This is a genomic window from Bacteroides clarus YIT 12056 (assembly GCF_900129655.1).
GTDB classification, from domain to species: Bacteria; Bacteroidota; Bacteroidia; order Bacteroidales; family Bacteroidaceae; genus Bacteroides; species Bacteroides clarus.
The window spans coordinates 1-1,451 of sequence record NZ_FQWK01000018.1 but is presented as its reverse complement, the minus strand read 5'-3'; the positions used below and the strand labels follow the sequence as shown (position 1 = coordinate 1,451).

The following is a 1,451-nucleotide window of genomic DNA, read 5'->3' as shown; positions in this document are numbered from 1 at the left end:
ACTCTTCGGAACCATTCACTACCTCATCAGTGACGCTTCCAGCTTCGTGACCGGAGCGCTCTCGGTAGTGGACGGAGGTTTCGACGCCTTCTCAATCTGATAAAATCCGTCCCGCAAGACGATGCCTTTTGTCTTGCGGGATGAGATATTTCATCCCGTGAGGCGGAATTATTCATCCCACAAGACGGATATTTCCGTCCCGCAGGATAAATCCTCTCCCCCTCGGAAAGGAAACGGAGAACAAACATACAATCCATAAACTTATACCATTATTGCAATATGACACTTTGTGAACAAACCTGGCGCTGGTACGGTCCTAACGACCCGGTCAGCCTTTGGGACATCAAACAGGCCGGAGCCACCGGAATCGTGAACGCCCTGCACCACATCCCCAACGGTGAGGTGTGGACAGTGGAAGAAATCAACAAACGCAAGGAGATGATAGAAGCCGTAGGGCTTCGCTGGTCGGTTGTCGAAAGCGTACCCGTACACGAGCATATCAAGACACAGACAGGAGACTTCCAACGATATATAGACAACTACAAGGAAAGCCTGCGCAACCTCGGCAAATGCGGTGTGAACATCGTTACTTACAACTTCATGCCCGTGCTGGACTGGACACGTACCGACCTTGCCTACGAGCTGCCCGACGGAAGCCGCGCCCTGCGCTTCGAGCGTGCGGCCTTCATCGCCTTCGACCTCTTTCTGCTGAAACGTCCCGGCGCGGAAGCCGATTATACGGACGAGGAAAAGGCCAAGGCCAAAGCCCGCTTCGAGCGGATGACGGAAGATGACAAGCAGCTGCTTGTACGCAACATGATTGCCGGCCTGCCCGGTTCGGAAGAGAGCTTCACCCTGGAGCAGTTCCAGAAAGAGCTTGACCGCTACAAGGACATCACACCCGAAAAGCTGCGCGCCAACCTGATTTACTTCCTCAGTGAAATCTGCCCCGTCGCCGACGAGGCCGGTGTCGAGCTGGTTATCCATCCGGACGACCCGCCCTGCTCAATTCTGGGGCTACCACGTATCATGAGCTGCGGAGCCGACTTCCAGGCTCTGATCGACGCCGTTCCCAACAAGAGCAACGGCCTGTGCCTGTGCACGGGTTCTTTGGGCGTAAGCAGCGCCAATGACTGCGCCGCCCTGATGGAGCGGTTCGGCGACCGTATCAACTTTGTGCACCTGCGCAGCACGCAACGCGATGCGGAAGGCAACTTCTACGAAGCCAACCACCTGGAAGGCAACGTCGACATGTACCACGTGATGAAGGCTTTCCTCGAACTGCAGCAACGCCGTAAAGTCTCCATCCCGATGCGTCCCGACCACGGGCATCAGATGGTGGACGATTTGAAGAAGAAAACCAATCCGGGCTACTCCTGCATCGGTCGTCTGAGAGGACTGGCGGAACTGAGAGGACTGGAAATGGGAATTGCCAAATCATTGTTTGAATA

At 55.2% G+C, this 1,451-nt stretch carries 1 protein-coding gene and 1 pseudogene; both read left to right on the top strand.

All coding sequences use genetic code 11. The features are described 5' to 3' along the window. Nucleotides 1–100, top strand: a pseudogene (locus BUB52_RS15675) (D-mannonate oxidoreductase); the annotation flags it as partial. 179 nt (nucleotides 101–279) lie between these two features. After that, nucleotides 280–1,451 (top strand): mannonate dehydratase (gene uxuA / locus BUB52_RS15465; RefSeq protein ID WP_009121913.1); only part of this gene is annotated, 1,172 nt, incomplete at its 3' end.